This window comes from Candidatus Aquicultor sp., from assembly GCA_036504445.1.
Taxonomy (GTDB): Bacteria; Actinomycetota; Aquicultoria; order Aquicultorales; family Aquicultoraceae; genus DASXVE01.
The window spans coordinates 332,535-352,467 of record DASXVE010000025.1; the positions used below are offsets into that span (position 1 = coordinate 332,535).

Genomic DNA, 19,933 nt, shown 5'->3' on the forward strand with positions numbered 1-19,933 from the left:
TGGAACTACTCCTGTGCTATGGGGTACCTGGTTAATTACATGCCAAGCATTGCTTTAAGTTTCTGCCCGCGGCGCCGGCTAACCGGTATCTCGTTGTTTTGATTTGCACGGACTTTGAGGATATAGCTTCGCCCGTACATGGGTACGATCTCGATAACATGGCGCAGATTAACGATGTAACCGCGATGTACCCGCAAAAACGATTTGTTTTCCAGGCGCTCTTCGAGCGTCTTTAAGGTGAACCGCGTAATAAAGGTGCTGTCAACCGTGTGAACGAATACGATATCGTTACGGCTGGAAATGTACACGATCTCTTTTGTCGGCAGAAGGAGTGTTTTGCCCTTACTCTCAACCGGTATCCTGTCGATATCGATGACCGATTTTTCAGCGGGCTGTTCTGCTTTCCGGGTGGGGGCCTGCACGACTTGCGTTGTATCGACGCGTTTCTTCACTTTCGCAATAGTCTGGATAAGACGTTCCTCATCGATGGGCTTTACCAGATAGTCGACTGCATCAAGCTCAAATGCCTTGACCGCATACTCGCTGAACGCGGTCACGAAGACCACGGCCGGCACGTGCGGCACGTCTTTGAGCGCAGCAACGACGTCGAGCCCCGAGAGACCCGGCATCTGGATATCGATCAACACCAGATCGTACTTGAGTGCTTTAATAAGCTCAAGCGCTTCTGTTGAGTTGGTCGCCTCACCGATAACCTGAACATCCGCATTTCTCTCGAGCAGATAGCGCAGTTCTGAGCGTGCCGGCGCTTCGTCGTCAACGATTAACGTCTTTATCTTCATTCTGCCCTCTTACTTCTGGAGATCGGGATATTAAGATGCACATTCGTGCCGCAGTCAACCTTGCTGTCGATTTTAACCTGGTAATCTTCACCGTAAATGCTCTTCAACCGCTCGTTGACATTGCTAAGACCTATTCCACTGCCTTTACCATAACCAAATTTTAGTACCTGGTCTAGTTCTTTTTCACAAATTCCCTTGCCGTTGTCAGCCACGGTGACATAAAGGTCCTCGTCGCCGAGCTTCACGATAACGCTCACTTCCAGCTGCCCCTCGGCACAGAATCCGTGCTTGACCGCATTTTCGACCAGCGGTTGGATTGAAAGGGCAGGCAAAATACAGTTTTGCGCATCCGGATCGATATCGAAATCGATTACAAGGCGTTCGCTGAAGCGCGCCTTTTCAAGGACCAGATAGTTTGCAATATAATCGAGCTCCTGGGCAAGCGTAATAAAGCCGCCCTTCCACTCGAGTGATTTTCTAAAGAAATCGGAGAACTGGATGAGTAGTTTCCGCGCTTTGTTCGGGTCGGTTCGCACAAACGACGTGATGGTGTTTAGCGTATTAAAGAGAAAGTGCGGGTTGATTTGGGCTTGTAGTGCGCGCAGCTCGGCATCGTAGGCAAGCTCTTTTTGCCGGTTAAGCTCGGACAGCTCTATCTGCGTCGACAGCAACTGTGCCAAACCCTCGGCTACTGCAATACGGCTTTCGGTAAGATGAGCCGGATTATCATAATAGAATTTCAGCACGCCGGCCGGTTTTCCTACCTGTTCAAGCGGCACGACAATAGCTGCCTTAAGCTTGCAAGTCGCCATCGGGCAGCCGATCTCGGCTTTCGAGGTAAGAATGCGCGTCGTATTTGTCTCAATCGATTCCTTGGTCGCCCGCGTCAGGATCGGCTTTCCGATCAAGTGATGGTCGTCGCCTACGCCGCAAAAACCGAGGATGGTATTTGCATCGGTAATTGAAACCGCCATGGCGTCCATGTGGTCGTGGATGATTTTACTTACACCTTGCGCCGATTCATAATTCAATCCTTTGCGCAGGTAAGGCAGTGTTTTACTGGTAATATCCAGGATTTTATGCGATTCTCGCGCTTTATTATGCTCCTCCTGTGCGCGCAGGCGAAACAGTGTGACCGAGGCGAATCCCATCGCCGTCGATGGAATGGCGATAATAAAGAAAGCGACCGTACTGCTCGAGGCTTTAAAGAAGTGCGTGCTCAGGTAATACACGGCAATCGCAACCAGGCTGCCGAGCACCAGACTCTCAGCCAGGTAATACAGCATATTAGACCGGTATTCGTCCTGCTTCCTCATGGTCATCTTGCACGACCCCTCAAGCTAATAAAAGCATCGGGCAACTTTTGTAAATGCGTTTCATTACTCTTATAAAAAAGGACCGCGCCACAGCTGTGCCCGCCGTCCCTGTTCTACCTCGATTATACTAGATTGCTGACGAATTGCCACGTCTACCTGCTCTCAAAAAGATACACATTAATGGGATACATTTGCTTGGCAGTAAATATGTGCCGGTAGGCAACAGTATAGCCGGATGAAAGCGCCCTGCGCGGCGCGTCGAGGTTTTGCGGCATGCCAAGAAAGACAAACCAGATACGCCCGTGCCCTTTCAGCTGCGGCAGCACACTGCAAAGCGCCGTGTCATCAACCGTAATAGCATCTTGCGGAAACGAGATATTGGTAATATCCGTGCGTTTGGCGTAGTAGTCAAAGCAATTAAAGCGGCATGCACCTATATTAAACACCACGACATCCCCGGGCTGCGCCTGGGATTCAACCGCCTGCACCGCATCGCGCCAGGGCTCCTTAACCGTGTCGCCGTAGTAACCCCATAAAACAACAACCGAAATAACTACGACGATGGCGATGGCTGCCGCTTTTGCATAGCGATTCTCGAGCGCGGCCACCCCTCGCGCGGCGATCATAAAGAGTGCCGGCACCGCTCCGATCATATATTTTGCCGCAAACATGGGCACCGCTACGAGTGAGACAAAAAATGCAATAACAACCGTCACGAGCAGCCACAACAACACAAAAAGAAGCGAGCGCCGGCTATCGTGAAAATTCTTATCGGCGGTGGCGATAACGTGATGTACCTTGTCCCCCATTGTTTTATCCGCCCGGGCATCCGCACTTTTATTCTCGAAGATATCAACGATGGCAACGATTGAGAGACCAACCAGAATGAGCGCCGCAAACGCACCCCCGGAAAATGAACTCACCATGTCGACCAGCGACATCAACGTGGGTTTTTGTATCGACCACGCGCCGAGCCCCACCTTGTTAGCCGCAAGAAGCGAGAGCCGGCTATAGAGCACCCACAGCCACGGTACGTATAGAATGAGTAGGGCTGCTTGCGTTAGCAACCAGATTTTTAGTGAGCGCTCGTTGAGACCCCTGGCAGCCGGTTTTACTAAAAAGCGCACGCTGATGTAATAGAGGCTCTGCGCGATAACGAGAAATATCCCAAAGAGATGCACGTAGAGTAATAGAACGCTGGCTACCGTGTAGCCGGCAATAACGCCGCGTGTGGGTTTTTCCAGAAGCCGTAGAAAGAAGTAAAACGAAAGCAGCGTCAGCAGAACCAGAAGACTATAGCCCCGCGCTTCCTGTGAGTAATAGACCATAAACGGCGAGAGCGCCAGAAACGAGGCCGAGAGCAAGCCAACGGCTCGCTTAAACAGCCTGGTAGCTACCAGGTAGATTGCAATAATTGCGCCCGCGCCAAAAAGTGCCGAGAGCAGCCGTACCACAACTTCGGATTGGCCGAAGAGCATCATCCAGTAATGAAGCAAGATAATATGAAGCGGCGGGTTAAGATCAATCTGGGGAAGCTGCCCCGCGATGTCCGCCAGCGAAAGCCCTGCGTAATGGATCGAAAAGCCCTCGTCTTGCCAGATACTTTCCACCCCCAGATGGTAGAGGCGAAGCACCAGGCCGAGCAGTACAATGAGCGAAAGCACCTGCACGTGCCGGTCTTTTACACAATCTTCAACACGGTCAATGATGTGGTTTTTGGCGTTGTTATTTGCGGCATGCATTATAGCTTCGGGACGTCGTTTGCTCTTCACAATAATCCTACAATCAGTACGGTTTAAGACAGCTTAATAGTACCATGCCGCCAGCGCCGATTGTAGGTGCTGTACTGCTGATTATCGTAACGGAACGTAGCCACCACGTGGCTACGCAAACAGCTGCCTGATCTCGGCTATGCCAAAATAAAGAGCAATAACCAATAGCAGGAACCCGAACATGCGCCGCAGTGTCGCTTCCGGCAGCCCGATGGCGATGCGCGAGCCGAGCGCCGCCCCCGGTATAATGCCAATGGAGAGAAGCAGCACTAGAAGCGGTTGGATATGCCCGAGCAAGAAATGCACGATAGTGCCGGGAATCGCGTAAGCGATAATAACGACGAGCGACGTGCCGAACGCCGTTTTTATATCCTTACCGAAGATTATGGTAAGCGCCGGAACGAGTAAAAACCCGCCGCCGAGGCCTAAGAACCCCGAGTAAAAACCTACGAACATACCAATAAGCGCAGAGGTAATCACGGCATGGCTGCGCGCAGCGGTGAACCGCTCCCAAATAACAGCGCTTTCTCCCCGGCCGGTAATATAGTTAAGCGCTATGAATATAAAAACTGCCGCGGTTATCAGAAGAATGATGTCACCGTTAACGAATCGGGTGGTATAAGCGCCGAGCGCCGCTCCGATCATCCCGGTTATGGCGAGGTCTCGCGCCAAGCGCAGATCGACGTAGCCGTTCCGGTAATAAGTAGCGGCGCCGGTAACCGCCGAGACGATAATAACCGGCACCGGCGTGCCGACAGCGACCAAGGCCGGCGTGCCGAGAATCAGGCGAAGCGCGGGCGTCATTAGAACTCCGCCCCCTACCCCAAACTGCCCGGATAGATAGCCGGCAAAAAACCCGATAAGAATAGGCCCGATAATATCAATAAAGCTCATATGTGCATCTTACGTAATAACGCCCATAAAACGAAGCGCATATCACGCAATCCGGCTCCCCAGCATATCGCGCGCTTTTACAGCGATATCGCGCTCGCTTTTATAGGTAAGTTTTTCAATCGCTTCGTCAATCGGAAACCAACGCACTTCTTCGGATTCGAAATCATGCTCGGATATGTCTCCACCGGTGCAACGAACCAGATAAAAGTAGACGAACTTATGGTAGCGCGAGCCGCTCTGACGCCAGACGAACCAGTAATCGATATGACCGAGCTCCGCGATTGGCTCACCAATTAAGCCGGTTTCCTCACGGATTTCCCTGAGCGCAGCCTCCCTCAGGCTTTCACCTTTCTCGACCAGCCCTTTCGGTAGCTTCCAAATCGTGCCATTATTCAGGGCGATTAATGCCACCTCGAAACGACGCTTATTCTCACAATAGATAACGCCGCCCGCCGAGGTGACGGTCTCTGTCTTCACTGCCGCTCCTCCTACCCTGAAATATGCGTTCCATCACGTTGAAAGCTTCCCAAAACACGCTAGGTTCAACATGCTGATACTATAATAACTGTAAGTATGCTAGGGTAGAAAGCGCATTTGCGCCAGTAATGAAATGAACGGGTAACGGTCGCAGCTATTTGGTAGTTTGTGCAGCTTGATCGCTGTCGATGACCTCGCCGCTCAGGGCGACCGTACAATTGCGCCCGGCTTCTTTTGCCTTGTAGAGCGCTTCGTCGGCCTTCTGGACTAACGCCAGTGGATCACCCATCGACGGGGTGAACGCGCTCACGCCGATACTAATAGTCGTCGAGACTACGATATCGGGCTCAAGAGAAATCGGGCTTGCTTCTACCCTTCCGCGCAGTTTCTCCCCTACCTTTGCGGCTTTCTCCAGGCTGGTTTCGGGCAGGATGAGCGCAAACTCATCGCCGCCGTAGCGGGCTGCGAGATCGGACTGGCGCAAGTTTCCTTTGAGCGTGGCGGCGATCGCCTTGAGCACTGAATCGCCGGTGACGTGCCCGTAGGTATCATTAATGTCTTTGAACGTATCCACGTCGATCATCACCAGTGACAGTTCCGAGCCGTAGCGCTGGGCACGGTTAAACTCGACCGAGAGGCGCTCGAGGAAGCTCTTGTGGTTGGCAAGGTTGGTTAAACCATCGGTTACCGCCGTCTCTTTAAGCTGGCTGATGATCCGGTTATATACTTTACGTTGAAACGGAAAACACATCTTCCAATCGGCAATACCCTGGTAGATAGCAGCTGCCTGCTCGCGGCATGTTTTATAGCCGCATGCACCGCAATTAAGCTCATCCTCCGGGTCGAACTTCTCGCCTTCGGCAAGGATATCGTGAATCGCCATCTCGCTCGGGAGCGTCTCGACAACACGGCGCTCGGCAAACGCTTTTGCTGTTCCAATCTCCGGTAAATACGGCTCAAGCTGATCGAATGTGAGCTGCTGCGATGCTTTGGTCAGTCGCCTCTCATAGATACTTTCGATAATGTGTTTACGCAGGTAAATGTTACTGTCGGAATCAATCCCCGGCCCTCCGACACAACCATCGCATACCAGAAGATCGATAAACTTTGCCCGCAGCGCACCGGAGCGCACCGCCTCAGCAAGGCCGTCCAAACTGGTCACATTTCGCATAACCATTAACGCCGGATCGAGCAGGTTATACTGGGCGATTGTCGGGCGCGGGAAGCCTCCGGCAACCGAGTAGCGCCGTTTAACTTCGGGTTTTGCGGCGGCTTCAAGAAGTGTGTTGTCCTGTCCGGCAACAAAACGCATCCTGAGCAGCTGTTTGAATTCCTTGAACGTAAGCACGGCATCGATCAGCCCCGATGCGCTCGCCTCAGCTTTGGCCGCAATGCACGGCGTGGCGTAAACGATGGCGACATCACCGCCGTAGATACTCTTGATAAGCCGCGCCTGTGCCTCCATCGGCGTGATAATCGGCGCCAGGCAGGCAACGAGTTCAGGGTGATACTTCTCAATCCATGCATTTGCAGACGGGCATGTCGAGCGGATCACCGGCGTATCCAGCTCCGACGCAAAATAGCGCAGGTATTGGCGCGCAACGATTTCTTCACCGAGGATGGTATCTTCGTGCGTGTAAAAACCGGCGTTCTCTATAAGAAACGCCAGCTCTTCGGTTGCCATGGGATAAAACGACGCCGGGTACTCCGGCGCAAGCATCGCCACGGTTTTCCTAGTGGACGATAACAGATTGAAGGCGCGCTCGAGATCCCCGCCCGTATGTATCCCGTTCTGGCTGCACGTCAGCGTGCAGCGTCCGCAATACACGCAGCGCTCATCGAGGACCTCCGTCTGTCCGTCCACTATCTTTATCGCTTTTACCGGACATGCACGCACGCATGCATAGCATTCGTTGCACAGTCCTTTTTCTACGAATAATATGCTCATGAGTAAGATCAAATCGAGGGGTGGGAAATCAAGATTTTTGCTGCGGCGCCCCAACCCGCTTATATGGAAGTTATATTTGTAGACAATCGAAAAAGCGCCATAACGTCGCTTTTTCTTAATGTCATTTTTTGGCTTTTCATTAATAATATATGATGAGCCTATCGCCGACAAGGCCGGTACATACATCGTGAAGATTAATTTAAGAAATATGAATAATGGTATCGTACGTAGTTGTTACAATTATGGCAGGTCTCGCCTAAACGCGTCCGTCATCTGCGATATCGCAGATACGGGCGTTACCGGCGGCTACAAGATCGTTAGGGCATATTTTGAGAACGGTGTTGCTTTGTCCGCCACATGTGTAGACGACGGGCTCGGTAAGCAACCGCTGGTCTACATAGAGTGGCAGCATTTTGTCATGTGCGAGCGGTGGCGTGCTTCCCCGCACGTAGCCGGTTATCGCAACCATATCCCCGGGATCGGCAAACCGGACATCGCTCACACCGGTTATCTTTTTAAGTTTTCGGATATCGAGACGGCGGTTCCCGGGCAGAACAACGACTACCGGGACACCATCCGCTTCAACGATAAGCGTCTTGGCGATCTCAGATGTTTCAAGACCTAAGTATAAAGACGCCATCGACACGGTTGTGGCCGATATTTCGACGAGGTTTATCTCGTGCGGAATATCGAGCGATTGTAGAAAATTGTGTAAATCGATACTCGTCCTCATATCTGACCTCGGGTATAAGTCGCCAACCGCCGCAATAATACCACCTCGACCGGTAATAGACCAGTAAATTTATGGCAGGCTATTATTGGGATTGCCCAAAGTGTCTGCGCCTGGCTAGCGCGAGCGTTCAAAAGCTGATCCGCGAGCAAAAAAGCGACGAGCAAAAAAATACGGGTTTGCCCGTTTAGAGCAAACCCGCCTATATATCGGCTGCATATACAATGATCGATGCCGGCTTATACGTAACGATTTGCGTTTCGTTATGCAAGCGCCAGGTTGTGCTGCATCTCGCAGGCCATCACCGTATGCTTGCAGAGCACGGCGGTTGTAACAGAACCGACACCGCCCGGCACCGGCGTGATCTTCTCGACGATGGGCTCGACCTCGTTATAATCGACGTCGCCGACATATTTTCCGGGGTTATCCGGATCTTCGTTAATGCCGACATCGATAACTACCTGGCCGGGTCGAACGTAATTGGCCTTGACCATCTTGGCGCGACCGACCGCTGCGACGAGAATATCCCCTTCCCGGCATACTTCCGGCAGGTTTTCGGTGCGCGAGTGACAGATCGTTACTGTTGCATGCTCACGCAAGAGCAGCATTGCCGCCGGTTTGCCGACGACGAGCGAACGGCCGAGAACAACCGCGCGTTTACCCTTCAGCGGGATACCGTAGAACTTAAGGATCTCCATACATGCGGTCGGCGTACATGGGGCAAAACCGGTCGGATCATCGGCAAACACCTTGGCGGCGCTGGCCAAATTCATCGAATCGACGTCTTTTTCCACCGGTATAAGCGAGCGGATCTTGCGCTCATCAAGGTTTTTTGGTAGCGGCGCAAACATCAAGATGCCGTGGATATCAGGATTAGCGCCGGCAGACAGGATCGCCTGCTCAAAACTCTCCTGATCTATATCAATGGGATACTCAAAGACTTCGTAAGCCATACCTACGGCATCGCACGTCTTTTTTGCCCCGCCTTCGTAAAAGAGATCATCCGGGCGCACACCAACGCGCACGATTCCAAGCTTCGGGGTAATGCCCTTAGCCTTCAGTTCTTCGACCTTTTTCGTGAGGTCTTCTTTAATCGCATCGGCGACTGCTTTTCCGGCAAGTCTTTCCGCCATGAGGTCTCCTCCTTATTCGCTAAGCTTATCGAGAACAAGTTGCAGGGTTTCATCCGCGAGCTTTGACCCTTCGCTTAAGAGCCGGTTCATCTCGTCGCGGTTGGTTTTAACAAACTCCTGGTCCTTGATGCCGTTAAGATTAATAACAACATTGAGCATGCCGCCCTGCAAAGCGCCTTTTAGAAAGACGACGCCGCAGCCGACATCCGATATCGCCAGCATGCTGCCGATTTGGCCCATCCGATTGTGTATCTTAATGCCCTCATATGATTTACGCATAATCTCCATAGGAACCGAACACGCTTCTTTCGAGAATTTCTCGAGAGCCTCTTCTTTCGCTGCGATCTGCTCGGGAGTATCTTTCGGCATACCGTAAGCCTTTGAGAGGGGGGCAAACACCTCGGCATCTTTGTCGACCAGCATTTCCAGCTCGGCGATAATCTGCTCACCCTTGGCGAGGAGCTCTTTCACCTCGTCCTCTACCTCTGCGTACTTCTTCTTGCCAACGGTAAGATTGCCCACCATGTTCGAGAGCGCCATACCGATCGCTCCACCCATCGCGGCAGCTCCTCCGCCTCCGGGCACCGGCGCTTTCGATGCTAACTCGTCGATAAATTCCCTGCAGCTTTTATCTACCATAGCCATACACATGCCTCCCTTGATTGGTTTGTCTATAAAATCAGGGGCAAAAATCCGAATCACCAATGCCCCTGATGCGTTACTATTGTTACATATTTAGAACCTATTTTATGGTACGTTACGACCTTGGGCTCGTCAATACCTACGCTGTATTTACTCCCCAAACCAACCAACCGCCTGGCTATAGCCGGCCGATATTGATTTGCTTACAATTTTCTTACATTATTAATAATACCATTACGTAAAGACGCCTGCTAAGAATGCCGATATTCTTCATGTTCTCATATCTGCTATTCTGGCTTCGCCTAAGCGGATGATACCCGGTACCATGTAGCATGAGGAGCGCTATGATTACATTTATGTGGAGACGAGTCCGGCAAGTATTCCGGCTTATATTCATAATCTTTACCCGTTTCGAGGTCGAGGGATTAGAGCACGTTGCGAGCATGGATACTCCGGTCATCCTCATTGCAAACCATACGAGTTATCTCGATCCGTTAGCGCTCGCGGCATCTTTGCCGTCTTCCTCGCAGCTCATACCCGTGCGATTTCTGGCCAAAAAAGAAATCTACGACGCCGGCTTATCACCGTTTCTTAGCCTGACCGGCACAATTTTTCTTGATACAAACAAACCGCTCAAAGCACTAAAAACGGCTCTTGCAGTACTGAAGGAAGGTAACTCCATAGGCATTTTTCCAGAGGGCACACGCTCGATTACCGGCGAGCTCCTTCCCTTTAAAGAGGGCGTCGATTTTTTAGCAAAAAAGAGCGGGGCTCCGGTACTGCCGGCCGTCATTCTCGGAACGTTTAAGCACGGCGAAGGGTATGTAAACGGTTTGAAAAAGATTCTCTTGTTCCTGAGCTTCCGGTATCGGATCAAAGTGGTCTTTGCCAAGCCTATCACCGGTGAAATCGAATCGGAGTTTACGAAGCTCTACTGCGCCGTCCTGGCTGTGCACGAAAACAATAAGCACAACGCCGGCACAAAAATCGGCCCCCGGGCAAGTTAAGGCAGCCACCAAGCGCTTTACCGTGTAATTATTCCCTGTCTTGGTATATACTAAATATATTGATCTTGTGATCTAACGCCTGTTAGCCCTGCACGGCAAGGATACAACAATGCAACACGTGCCTATAAAAAACATAATAGTCTGCCTCTTCTTGCTTTTGCTTTCGCTGGCCGTGCTATCCTGCGCGTCGAATCTGAAAAACGTCGCTACCAGTTCTAAGTCTAAAGGTAGAACCACATCTGCTACCGTGAAAGATCAGCAAACCGCTAAACAGCGCGCAGAAACCATAAAGAAGCGTAATGCAATTAAATCTCAACAAAAAGCGCTTCAACAAGCTTTAGAAAAAAACCCGCGCGATGTGAGCGCGCTGATCGGCATGGGAGATAGTTACTTCGACCTTGTTAACTTGGAAAACAATAAAGGGCATTACAACAAGGCAATCGTATACTATAAACAGGCTTTGGTGATCGATCCGACAAACGCTAATGTGCGAACCGATATGGCGGTCTCATATTTCAAATTGGGGCAAAACGGTGTCGCCAAAGAAGAACTGGCAAAGGTTATCCACATGGATAACAGAAATTATCGCGCCTACTATAACCTGGGGCTCATGCTCTCTCAAGAAGGTAATATTGGGTCAACTGTACAGTGCTTCCAAAAAGTAGTCGAACTCGCGCCCAAAGAAAGTCGCTTTACGATCCATGCGAAAGCATATTTAAAGAAAGTCGATGAATGGCTGAAATCTCATACGGACCAGAAAAAGCGGCAAGCTGTGCCGTCGTTCCCCGTATCGTAATTACGATTTCTTCAAAATCTCTTTTAGAATCCGAATCGATTCCCGTTTATTGAGCGGTTCGTTCCAGTTACCGCATTTCGGCGACTGGATACATGAAGGGCAGCCGTTGCCCGCTTCGCATTTACACTGGATAATCGCTTCGAGCGTTCGCTTCAGATGCTCCTCGGCCACCGTAAAACCGCGCTTGGCGATACCGATACCGCCCTCAAAGCCGTCGTAGATAAAGATGGTTGCCTGGTCGGTATAGTAGTGGTACGGGGTGGAAACACCGCCGATATCCCAGCGGTCGCACATCGCAAACATCGGCAAGAGAGCTATCGCCGCATGCTCGACCGCATGGATGCCGCCAGCGAGATCAGCATCGTCCATATCCAGCCCGTTGACGATATCATCGGACACGGTAAACCACAGCGCCTCGGTTTGAAACTTTTGCGGCGGCAGCTTTAATTCTTCCATACCGAGAACCTCGCCGGTCAGCGCCTTTTTCTGGTACGCAATAACATGGCTCGTGACCTCAACGGTGCCAAAGCTAATTTCGGCGCGCCCCGATGGGCCAATCGGACGGCTCTCAAGCTCACAGAGAACAGCAACCTCCGTATCTTCCCGCGGTTCAGTATAATAGTCGCCGCTCGCTTTGGTGACAAAGGCCATTTTCTCTTCCAAATCGAGCGCGCGAACCGCATAGGATTCGCCCTGGTGCAGATAGACCGCACCGGGATGAATCTCGTGAAATGCCCGCGCGGCCTCGGTCGTTCCGAGCAGCTGGCCAGTGCCCTCGTCGACGATCTCATACATCGATTGCGATGCCGAGCGTATATTTACGTCGCGTGCCGGGAAGCCGATCCGGCCGACATAGAATGAGCCTTTCCGCTCTTTGAGATCGCCGGATGCGATCAGCCCGTACACCACCACCTCGAAACTCTCGCCGAAGTAGTGCCGATCGGCAACGGTAAGCGGCAGCTCGTACGCCGCACAGCGCAGGTGTTTGCCCATGATTTTGGTATTGTCGAGATCGATAACCGCTTCTTCAAAAGTCCGCCCGAAAAAATATTCCGGATGGTTGATATAGTATTGATCGAGCGGGTCGTCTCCGGCGATGAGAACAGCGAGCGACTCGCCGACAGTTCTACCCGCCCGTCCCGCCTGCTGCCACGCCGAGGATATTGTACCGGGAAAGCCGTTCATGATGGCGGCATCGAGCGCACCAACATCGATGCCGAGCTCCAGCGCGTTGGTCGTGGAGACGCCGAGCAGCTCGCCGGAGAACAGGCGCTCTTCGATTGCCCGGCGCTGCCCCGGCAGATAGCCAGCGCGATACGAGGCAACCCGCTGCGCGATATCGGGACGGCCGAGGAGATTGCGCCGGGTGTAGTTGAGCACCAGTTCGGCCACTTTTCTCGATTTGCTAAATGCGATCGTTCGGAAATATTCTTTCGAAAGTTCGCTTAAAAGCCAGGTCGCCTCCCAGTTGCCGCTTTTCCGTTTGGCATGGCTGTCATCGATATACGGTGGGTTCCAAAAAACCCAATTCTTCTGCCCGCGCGGCGCCCCGTCGTCGGCCACGACGCGAACATCGAGGCCGGTCAGGCGCTCGGCATGCTCTTGCGGATTGGCTATCGTCGCCGATGCCATAATAAATTGCGGATGGCTGCCGTAGTGGTGGCAAATCCGGCGAAGCCGGCGGATGACTTGCGCCACGTTTGAGCCAAAAATGCCCCGAAGCACGTGGACTTCATCGATTACTACGAATCGCAAGTTGAGAAAAAACGTTGCCCACTGCTTATGATACGGCAAGATACCGATATGCAGCATGTCGGGGTTGCTTAAAACGACCGAGGCGTTGCGCTTGATGTCGCTTCGCGCCTCGCGCGGCGTGTCGCCGTCATATGTTGCGATCATGCCCGGAAATTCAAGCTCGCCGAGCGCGCGCAATTGGTCTTGCGCGAGCGCTTTTGTGGGGTATAAATACAGCGCCCTCGCCTTCTTATCGGTAAGCATCGCTTCGAGCACTGGCAGGTTATAGCATAAACTTTTCCCGCTTGCCGTGCCGCTTACCGCGAGCACGTTATTCCCGTCCTTCACCAGGTCATAAGCGCGTGCCTGGTGGGAGTAGAGCGCGTCGATGCCGATGGCTTGCAGGCGCTCACGCATTTCTGGTGACAGCTGGTTCTCGGGCTCGGCATGGTTCGCAGGCACCGGTGCAAGTATGCGCTGGTGCGTGATCTGCCCGTCATATTCCGATTTATGCTCTATATAATGTAGAAAATTAGTAATTTCATCCATACATTTTAAGGATACAGGAGATGCTGCGCGGAATACAGAAGCAAGCAACCGGCCGCCGTGATATCACAGCGGCCGGTATTAAACTCTAAACGATCTTTTCAATCATATACCAAATGCAGCTACTATTGCTCCATCGGCATTTTCGGATCTCCGCTCCACTCGTAGATGGAACCTTCATAATTTCTTACTTTCTCAAAGCCAACTGCTCTGAGGATCATGGATGTATACCCGGATCGAATGCCCATCGTTCAGTAGACGGTGAAATCAGTTTCAGGCGTGACGTTGTATTTCGCCATAATCGCTTTGATCTCATCCGGGGTCTTCGGCGTACCGTTCTTGTTCAACAAGTCGAGCCATAGTATGTTGATTGCACCCTTGATGTGGCCGCCTCTCGGCTCTCCCGCGTTCTGTGAACCGGCGAATTCCTTTGGCGTTCTGGCGTCGATCAAAACCTGTTTGCCGAGGTTTTTGAAGACATAGTCTTTGTTGGCGGAATAGCTCGGGTCGTAATCCTGCAGGGTGACCTCGTTCGTGGTCGCTTTAGCCTGTGCCGGCTCAGCCGTTACTTCATTGCCGAGCTCTTTCCAGTACGAGAGACCTCCGACAAGCATCTTGACATTGGTCATGCCTGCCTGTTTTAACTGCCAAACCGCCCTACCATCGGCGCCTGGCCCCTGGAACGCATCAGAGTAGAAAACAACGGTTTTGTCATTATCAATACCGAATGATTGCAGCGTTCTTGCTAAATCCGCTTTTTTCTTGATGGTTCCCCATCCTGGATCTCCAGGTTTTCCAACTTTGTCGGAGAATGCGGCGATACCTATGCTGACAGCGCCTGAGATGTGCTCTTTTGCATAGACATCAGGTTTGTTGCAATCGAGCAGAACTAGGTTATCGCTTCCCAACTGCGCTTTGAGCTCCTCCGGTGTAATGAAAAAATCATTATTCTTATACACCGAAGTATCAAAGGCAGACGACACGTTCGTATCAGCTGTGGCCGATTTGGCTGTCGTCTCGGTTGTGCTGCTGTCTGAGGACGAATTCGTTGCCGTTTGTTGCGAGCATCCGATCACCCCAAGGACCAGCACAAAGCATGCAAGCAATACAATTGCATGCTTTAACTTAAACTTCTTGCCCAACACTTTTTACCTCCCCTTTTTTCTTGTCGGTCCATACTTTCTTAAGCATTATGGTTAACGCGCTTACGGCAAATAGCACGAGTAGCGCGGTAACTACCGTTTTCGTGGTGCCTGTTAGCATCCCGCCGATATACGAGTAAACAATCGTCGCAGGCAGCTGGCCTATACCGGTTGCGATGAAGAACGACCAGAACCCCATGCCGGTTAAACCGGCGGCGTAGCTGACGATATCGAACGATATGAATGGAAGTAGGCGTGCGATAAGAATCGCGTACTTGCCGTAATCTTCGAAGAACTTGTCGACGGCGTCGAGGGCTGTTCGCGACGTGAGCTTCTCAACGGTGTTCCTGCCGAAATACCTGGCGATGTAGAAACATACGGCAGCTCCAACCATCGCACTTGACCAAGATAATATTGCGCCATAAATCCACCCGAACAGCGCAGCGTTAGCAAAGGTGATAAGAAACGCCGGAAGCGGTGCCATCACCGACTGAAACACCATGAGTAGGAACGACGCAATCGGCGCCCAAATGCCGAAGCCAAGAATGTAGCCCTTGACCATCTCGACGTCGAACTGGCTCATTATGAATATGGCCTGGCTAATATTAATTCTTACGATCGGTATGAAGTATAAAAGTATAACAGCTAGTAATACGATCAATTTGCCTTTATAGCTTTTGAATATGCCTTTGATAACCATCACCCTTCCACAATCTTCTTTTGTGAATTACCAAGCACATGGCATTTAGCATTGCTCCAGGTCATTATATCACCGGTCGTGACAGAATTCACTATAATTATATAAAAAAGTTATAATAATTATAAGCGGAATAAGCTTTCCTAATATACGGTATCAAATATACTTATACCCTATAATACCTATGCTTATGAAAGTGCTACTGCTGTGATGTAACCAAGCGCTCTTCTCCTCCTGTTTTTAACTCATTCATTTCAGCCAATAAACTATATAAGAGGTATTTTATGGGGGCTGAACGCAACAGAGGATTTATCGCCAGATTCAACACGTTTCTGCTACGGCACTTCGTGCCGAACTACCAGAACGTAAAAAACCCCGAGGTGCGTGCGCGCTACGGCTACGTCGAAGGTGTGCTCGGCACGGTCTCCGAGATATTCCTGTTTACATCAAAGCTTATCATCGGCGTCGCAAGCGGCAGTATCGCGTTAATCGCGGAGGCGTTCCACAGTCTCTCAGATATTTTGTCGTCGCTTATTGTCATCGTTGGCTTTCGTATCGCCGGGCAGCCGGCCGATCCCGAGCACCCGTACGGTCATGGTCGCTTTGAAGCCATAGCAACGCTGATTATCGCGGTTATCCTGGTTGCGCTCAGCATCGAGCTTGTAGCAACTTCGATTGAGCGTCTCATCAATCCAATACCGGTTCGCGTCAGCATCTACGCGATTGCCATCTTGGTGTTTACGATTGTTCTTAAGGAATTCTTGGCGCGGGTCGCCATTGATTTAGGCCGGCGCATCGACGCGCGTATGCTGGTGGCCGATTCAGCCAACCAGCGGGTCGATAGCCTCTCGGCCATCGTCGTCCTCATCGGATTAGCGGGCGTCTACTTTGGGTTTAACCGGTTTGACGCTATCGCCGGCCTTGCCGTCGTTGGGTTTATCCTCTACACGGCGTACACCATCGCGCTCGATGCATCGAGTTTTCTGTTGGGTCAAGCGCCGAGCGAGGATACGGTAGAACTCATACGCCTCATCACCCATTCGGTTAAAGGTATTAAGGGCGTGCACGCGATCTACGTGCACGATTACGGATCTCGTAAGGTGGTAACGCTGCACATCCTGGTCGATGGCAACCTAACAGTCGAGCAGTCGCATGCGATTGCGGATGAGGTCGAGCGCCGCATCAGCGAGACGATCCCCGGTGCGACGGCCGATGTTCACATTGGGCCGGCGCGCGAGCTTAAAATCGGACATTTCTGAAGCCTAGCGGTGACGGTGTGCTTTTGGAAGCGGCGGTATGTCTCCCCCATAGAGCGGCAGTTCATTAATCGTCGGTGCGGAATGCCGGCCGCGCGCGAGGCGGATACTCGGGAGCTTTATCATACGGTCTGTATTGCAGCGTGTGATAGCGCACGAAGCCCGCTGCAACAGAATAGCAAAACCGGTAACGCCCGCCAGGTAGAGGGCGAGCCCCAGCCACTTGTCGCTAACCAGCGACAGCAAGCTGTACCTATCGAGCAGCATCCATTCGAAGAGGTACAGCTCGTATGAGATATACCCTATAGTTACCAGTAACGTTGAACGGTAGCCAAGCGTGCGAATTGCGGCTGTACATGCAATCGCTCCAAGTGAAAACATAATATTGGAAAATGCGTAGATGTCGAGATTGGCAAGGCTCCCGGCTACGCTTCGGCCAAACAATATAAGGCAGGTACACGCAAGGATAGCGAAAACGCCCACCTGCGTACCTGGTTTAGCCAAACGATCCGCACTCCGGTACGAAAGCCCTAGCGCAACACCCAGCACAAATGGATATGCGTGAAGGCCCCACTGCCACGCCGTACGGCTCGGTAAGAAATCGGGTGCGAAGTGACGAATTGCGAATGCAAATATAAGCAGAACGATCGCTTTTGCCCAATCACGCATAGGAAGCGAAAAGATGGCAAAGAAGATCAGGTACCATGCGATAATAAAGGTCACGAACCACATCGTCGGGTCGATAGCACTGGTGTAATCCAGACCGAGCAGCCCGAGCACAATCGTCAGTATGGAATACGATGCCTTCTTAAATACCACGTCGAGCACAAGCCATACCGCGGTAACCAGCATATATGGAACAATGACTTTTTTGAAACGCTTGGGGATGAAACCGATTTGCAGACCTTTAGCAACATACGATTGCGTAAGGCCAAAACCGGAGAGCAGTAAGAACATGGCGACACCCCATGCACCGGCAAACGCGCAACTTGCAGGTAAGCTTATGAAGCGCACCACGTTAAGGTGGGACACGATCACTAAAAGAATCGCAAGGCCCTTAAGCTGAGTCGTGGCTTTTATATCGAGTATCGATGCGCCTTCAGCTTCGCTGCTCTTTCGAAATGAAAGCGCGATAATCGCTATGAGAATACACAAACCATACATCGTTGTTATCAAGAAAGCTCACTCCATCACGACATTACGTTTCTGGTAAAACCAGCCGATAGTTTTAATATCGGTTTCATATTCATGAGGTTTAGCAAGCTTCCGATTAAGGATATAGATATTATCGAGATATTGATCGAAGAGCCCTTATATTATGGGGTCGGATTGTACATCAAGCAGGTACTGAGTTATGATGGTAGATGCTTATGGTCTTGGCGAGGGAGCGATAGAGTTTGTCAGAAAGCTGCGACGCGACGAGCCGCACAAACATAACCGAAATCAAACACGTGCGACGAGCTTCCGTACTGCTTGTCCTCCTGTCGGTGCTTCTCATCATTATCAACATTTCGTTTAGTTCCTCTTCAGCATACGCGATAGCTGCCGGCACAGCCAAACCTACGGCGGGAGTAAACCAAGCAACGCCGCCGGTGTATTATACCAATGGGTTTGTAATTCTTAACTACCATAGTATCGCCGAGGATGAGAGCACGTATACGATAAGCCCTGAGCATTTTACCGAACAGCTTACAACGCTTAAAAAGCTGGGATATAATTTCGTCTCCCTCGATACGGCTGCCCAGTTCATGGAGGGTAAACGGGCGCTACCAGCCAACGCGCTCGTTATCACATTCGATGATGGAGTCGACAGTTTCTACCGGTGTGCGTACCCAATTTTAAAGAGTAACGATATTCCGGCCACTATATTTGCTATCGTTTCATATGTCGGGAAAGGCAGCGAAATATCGCAGTACCTAAGCTGGGACAACATGCGCGAAATGCAGCGAACCGGCTATTTTACATTTTACTCGCACACATACAGCAACCATCGCTATGTAACGGTTGATGATAAAGGCACGACTTTGCCGGCGCTCATGGCCCGTATCTACCGCGGGAACGGTGAGCGAGAGACGCTCGGCCAGTACGAGAAAAGAATTTTTAGCGATCTGTTGAAATCACGCGTTGTAATCGAGAATCAGTTGAAGCACCCGGTACGCTACCTCGCGCTTCCCTATGGGGCATCAAACTGGGTCTCAACCAATGCCGCGGTTGCGGCGGGGTTTAAATATATTCTCTCAATGCGACCGGGCCTCAATACCCGCTCTACACCATCGACAAAGCTCTGCCGTTTCGATGCGGGCAACGTGCAGAAAAGCGGTCCGGCCGTGCACAATGAGGTTACAACCTGGATTAAGAGAAACAGCCCCCAGAATATCCCGATGACAAGTCCGCTTAGGCAACCGGTTGCAAAGTAAGCCTGTTACAGAACTAACGATTGAAGGATAGAACCTCATGATGTGTGAATAGACGCTATTCCTAGCAGGCAGACGATGCGCTTCTTTGTTCAAAACACGGGATACACAGCGTCGTGCCCCGGTATTGCCTGGTTTTTGTCTCCATTGTCGACTCGCCGCATGAATCACAAATAAGCGATTGCACGATTTCAGCCTTAGGCGGCAGCTCGGATTCTATTTCGCGAGCGTCAAAGAGGTCATCCGCCGGCATGACCAACAGCCTTTTGATCGTTTCTTCGCGGGTCTCGCCTTCCCTGCCCCAACGCCCCTTCGGCCTTACCGAAACACGAAGCGCTTTACCGGTAATTCTATCGGCGATGGTATAGACGTGTTTACCGTAGTCCTTGAAGAAGAGATTGCCTTTGCCGGCCGTTGTCCCAAGAACGCACTGTAAGGCATCGATCCCGCACGCACGGTTCTCAACAATTGCAATGGTTTGTTCATCATCGGCGCGGGTGGCTTGGAGCCAGTCGAGTGCCAGCAACGCGGCACGATACCCAAGCGCGAGACCCGGGCACATGTGTCCGTGAAAAGCTGCGACCTCCTCGATTGTCGGGGCGCCTTGTTTAGAATTGCTCACTTCTGTG

General features: G+C 51.5%; 18 protein-coding genes. 4 read left to right on the forward strand and 14 right to left on the reverse strand.

Annotation, left to right across the window (positions count from 1 at the left end; translation table 11 throughout):
- Positions 1–35 precede the first annotated feature (35 nt).
- The 9 genes from VGK02_09070 to VGK02_09110 all read right to left on the reverse strand — a co-directional run bounded on the left by VGK02_09070 (position 36) and on the right by VGK02_09110 (position 9,715).
- On the reverse strand, positions 36–800 hold the full coding sequence (locus tag VGK02_09070; protein HEY3375198.1) for a response regulator: 765 nt from the start codon (positions 798–800) through the stop codon (positions 36–38).
- Complete coding sequence (locus VGK02_09075) at positions 797–2,122, reverse strand: histidine kinase (GenBank protein ID HEY3375199.1); 1,326 nt, start codon at positions 2,120–2,122, stop codon at positions 797–799. Before VGK02_09075 ends, VGK02_09070 begins: the two co-directional genes overlap by 4 nt.
- Positions 2,123–2,268: 146 nt before the next feature.
- Positions 2,269–3,888, reverse strand: coding sequence for a glycosyltransferase family 39 protein (locus VGK02_09080; GenBank protein HEY3375200.1), 1,620 nt, complete (start codon positions 3,886–3,888; stop codon positions 2,269–2,271).
- 111 nt (positions 3,889–3,999) lie between these two features.
- A complete protein-coding gene (locus VGK02_09085; protein ID HEY3375201.1) occupies positions 4,000–4,782 on the reverse strand; it encodes a sulfite exporter TauE/SafE family protein in 783 nt (260 codons plus the stop codon).
- A 42-nt stretch (positions 4,783–4,824) separates the two neighbouring features.
- Positions 4,825–5,259 (reverse strand): NUDIX hydrolase, encoded by a 435-nt coding sequence (locus tag VGK02_09090; GenBank protein HEY3375202.1) that lies wholly within the window; start codon positions 5,257–5,259, stop codon positions 4,825–4,827.
- A 154-nt stretch (positions 5,260–5,413) separates the two neighbouring features.
- Positions 5,414–7,393: a diguanylate cyclase gene (locus VGK02_09095; GenBank protein HEY3375203.1), complete on the reverse strand. Its 1,980-nt coding sequence runs from the start codon at positions 7,391–7,393 to the stop codon at positions 5,414–5,416.
- Between the two features lie 70 nt (positions 7,394–7,463).
- On the reverse strand, positions 7,464–7,940 hold the full coding sequence (locus VGK02_09100) for a YbaK/EbsC family protein (GenBank protein ID HEY3375204.1): 477 nt from the start codon (positions 7,938–7,940) through the stop codon (positions 7,464–7,466).
- 260 nt (positions 7,941–8,200) lie between these two features.
- Positions 8,201–9,070 carry a bifunctional 5,10-methylenetetrahydrofolate dehydrogenase/5,10-methenyltetrahydrofolate cyclohydrolase gene (locus VGK02_09105; GenBank protein HEY3375205.1) on the reverse strand — a complete coding sequence of 290 codons (870 nt, stop codon included), beginning with the start codon at positions 9,068–9,070 and terminating at the stop codon, positions 8,201–8,203.
- A gap of 12 nt (positions 9,071–9,082) precedes the next feature.
- Complete coding sequence (locus tag VGK02_09110) at positions 9,083–9,715, reverse strand: cyclodeaminase/cyclohydrolase family protein (GenBank protein ID HEY3375206.1); 633 nt, start codon at positions 9,713–9,715, stop codon at positions 9,083–9,085.
- 341 nt (positions 9,716–10,056) lie between these two features.
- Here VGK02_09110 and VGK02_09115 point away from each other — a divergent pair, with 341 nt between their 5' ends.
- Positions 10,057–10,719, forward strand: a complete 663-nt coding sequence (locus VGK02_09115; protein ID HEY3375207.1) for a lysophospholipid acyltransferase family protein — start codon at positions 10,057–10,059, stop codon at positions 10,717–10,719.
- A gap of 109 nt (positions 10,720–10,828) precedes the next feature.
- The gene (locus VGK02_09120) at positions 10,829–11,515 is read left to right on the forward strand and encodes a tetratricopeptide repeat protein (protein HEY3375208.1); all 687 of its coding nucleotides are present in this window, start codon (positions 10,829–10,831) and stop codon (positions 11,513–11,515) included.
- On the opposite strand, the gene VGK02_09125 is transcribed toward VGK02_09120, so the two are convergent.
- From VGK02_09125 to VGK02_09135, 3 genes are all read right to left on the reverse strand, one after another.
- Positions 11,516–13,798: a DEAD/DEAH box helicase gene (locus VGK02_09125; GenBank protein HEY3375209.1), complete on the reverse strand. Its 2,283-nt coding sequence runs from the start codon at positions 13,796–13,798 to the stop codon at positions 11,516–11,518.
- Between the two features lie 248 nt (positions 13,799–14,046).
- Positions 14,047–14,940: a rhodanese-like domain-containing protein gene (locus tag VGK02_09130; protein HEY3375210.1), complete on the reverse strand. Its 894-nt coding sequence runs from the start codon at positions 14,938–14,940 to the stop codon at positions 14,047–14,049.
- Entirely contained in the window at positions 14,921–15,637 is a 717-nt protein-coding gene (locus tag VGK02_09135) for a TVP38/TMEM64 family protein (GenBank protein ID HEY3375211.1), read from the reverse strand. The genes VGK02_09130 and VGK02_09135 overlap by 20 nt, the downstream gene beginning before the upstream one ends.
- A 281-nt stretch (positions 15,638–15,918) precedes the next feature.
- On the opposite strand from VGK02_09135, the gene VGK02_09140 reads away from it, so the two are divergent.
- On the forward strand, positions 15,919–16,893 hold the full coding sequence (locus VGK02_09140; protein ID HEY3375212.1) for a cation diffusion facilitator family transporter: 975 nt from the start codon (positions 15,919–15,921) through the stop codon (positions 16,891–16,893).
- Positions 16,894–16,896: 3 nt separating this feature from the next.
- Here the strand turns inward: VGK02_09140 and VGK02_09145 are convergent, their stop codons facing one another.
- Positions 16,897–18,066, reverse strand: a complete 1,170-nt coding sequence (locus tag VGK02_09145; GenBank protein ID HEY3375213.1) for an acyltransferase family protein — start codon at positions 18,064–18,066, stop codon at positions 16,897–16,899.
- A gap of 221 nt (positions 18,067–18,287) precedes the next feature.
- Between VGK02_09145 and VGK02_09150 the strand changes: the two genes are divergently transcribed.
- Positions 18,288–19,307, forward strand: a complete 1,020-nt coding sequence (locus tag VGK02_09150; GenBank protein HEY3375214.1) for a polysaccharide deacetylase family protein — start codon at positions 18,288–18,290, stop codon at positions 19,305–19,307.
- Between the two features lie 61 nt (positions 19,308–19,368).
- Here VGK02_09150 and VGK02_09155 read toward each other — a convergent pair whose 3' ends face one another.
- The gene (locus tag VGK02_09155; protein HEY3375215.1) at positions 19,369–19,926 is read right to left on the reverse strand and encodes an FmdE family protein; all 558 of its coding nucleotides are present in this window, start codon (positions 19,924–19,926) and stop codon (positions 19,369–19,371) included.
- Positions 19,927–19,933 lie beyond the last annotated feature (7 nt).